Annotated in this window: 2 protein-coding genes; both read left to right on the top strand. The window is 60.1% G+C overall.

What is annotated here, in order from left to right; translation table 11 throughout:
- The first annotated feature begins 766 nt into the window (after positions 1-766).
- Positions 767-1,648 (top strand): site-specific integrase, encoded by an 882-nt coding sequence (locus FXV83_RS41970; protein WP_148745846.1) that lies wholly within the window; start codon positions 767-769, stop codon positions 1,646-1,648.
- A 10-nt stretch (positions 1,649-1,658) separates the two neighbouring features.
- Positions 1,659-1,874 (top strand): transposase zinc-binding domain-containing protein (locus FXV83_RS41965; RefSeq protein WP_187436553.1); only part of this gene is annotated, 216 nt, incomplete at its 3' end.

The following is a 1,874-nucleotide window of genomic DNA, read 5'->3' as shown; positions in this document are numbered from 1 at the left end:
TGTTTATGGACGGGCCCTTAGGATAGGGACGCTCTCTCGGAGATTCGATCGGGGCAACGGCGGGCAATTGTTGAAATCGCAGAGCTCAATCACAACATCGGTGCGCAGCAAGCCGATTTGAAACGGATGGCGGATCAGATCGAGGCGCTGACTGCGAATATTGTGTCTTTGCAGAAATCTACCCGTCGCTACGTCTTGCCACCGACTCCTTCTGCGCCGGCACCCCATCCCGTTTTGAGGCCAGCAAAGAGACTGATCCAGCCCTCTAAACCAGAAGGGCCAGTCTCGGTCGGGGGCGCGCCGCTGACCCCCGAGCCAGACTCCGACCAGCGTTGATACAAGCGATGGCTTTGTCGTGGCCGCCTTTTCAGGTTGTCTCGCTCGGCCTTGCAAGGCCTCGACCGTGGCTCGGTTTGATGGTCTTGCGCGTCGTTAGCGTTCGCGAAGAAAGGCAAACGCAGCGATCCGCGGTATGAACAACCTGAATCAGCGGTCAATCCTCCGGGGGAGCTTCGACTGGTACGGCAAAGCCCGCTTTTATGCGATCCAACACGACCATCGTCTTAAAGCCCTTTGGACGAAGCCGCTCCGCGGCAGAACACTCGGCAAGAGTGGCCCATCGTCGGATGAAGGAATGCGGCTGAAGCAACTGTAACTGCTTTGGCGTGCCATGGTGAGACGTAATTTGCAGCGTTCATAGGCTTGGCTTCGAGCAAGATGGCGTTGCTGCCCTCGGGCAGTTTTCGTTTTTGCCAAGGAGCCTTCAATGACCCCGCTTCGGTTGCGCATGATAAACGACATGCAGATCCGCAACTTGTCACCCCATACGCAGGATTCCTATCTGCTGCAGGTTTCGCAGTTCGCCCGCCATTTTGCGAAGTCGCCGGCTTTGCTTGGGCCGGAAGATGTCCGCGCCTACCAAGTCTATCTGACGAACGAGAAGAAGTTGGCGCCGAAGTCGATCCACGTGACCGTCTCAGCGCTCCGTTTCTTGTACCGTGTCACGCTCGGCTTCGAATGGGATTTCGACCTCATCATTCCGTGTCCAAAGGCGCCCAAGACACTCGCCGTCATCCTCAGCCCCGAAGAGGTGCTGCACTTCCTCGGCTGCGTGGAGAGCCTCAAGCATCAAGTTATCCTGACAACATGCTACGCCGCCGGTCTGCGCATTTCCGAAGCGGTACGCCTAAAGCCGGGAGCCATCGACCGACAGCGGATGGTGCTACACGTCGATCAAGGCAAGGGGAAGAAGGACCGTTACGTCATGCTCTCGGCACGGTTGCTGGAGACACTGACCGACTATTGGCGCGCCGTCCGGCCGAGCACGTGGATGTTTCCCGGCGGTATCCCCAACGAGCCGATATCGACCAACGCGGTGCAGGACGCCTGCAGCAAGGCGCATCGGTTAACGGGCCTTGCCAAGCCCGTGACGCCGCATTCGCTGCGGCATGCCTTCGCCGTCCATCTACTCGAGGCCGGCACCGATCTTCGCACCATCCAGCTCTTGCTTGGCCATCGCAGCCTGTCCACAACCGCGCAATATCTCCGGATAGCCACGAACAAAGTCTGCGCGGCGACCAGCCCGCTGGAGCTGCTGCCGCGCCCAATCCCTAAGGCACCACCACCGCCGCCGCCTGAACATTTCTGACGGCGGCCCCATGGGACGCTCAGGTCCGGAAGTGGCGGATATCTTCCGCCGCTATGGTGCTGCCTGGCGCGAGCAGCACTGGAGGTCTCTATCGACCGAACGACGTGCAGCAATGACGGCGATCGAGCGCTGCCGAACGGCCGCGCTCGGTGGCCATGTCGAGCAGTGCGATCACTGCGGAGAGCGGCGGATCTCCTACAATAGCTGCCGCTCGCGCAACTGCCCC

Source organism: Bradyrhizobium hipponense, from assembly GCF_008123965.1.
Taxonomy (GTDB): Bacteria; Pseudomonadota; Alphaproteobacteria; order Rhizobiales; family Xanthobacteraceae; genus Bradyrhizobium; species Bradyrhizobium hipponense.
The sequence above is the reverse complement of the archived record's forward strand: the minus strand, read 5'-3'. Positions and strand labels throughout refer to the sequence as shown.

Excerpts from the sequence above, each read along its gene's own strand:
- FXV83_RS41970 (WP_148745846.1), top strand. The coding sequence starts at position 767 with ATGACCCCGCTTCGGTTGCGCATGATAAACGACATGCAGATCCGCAAC.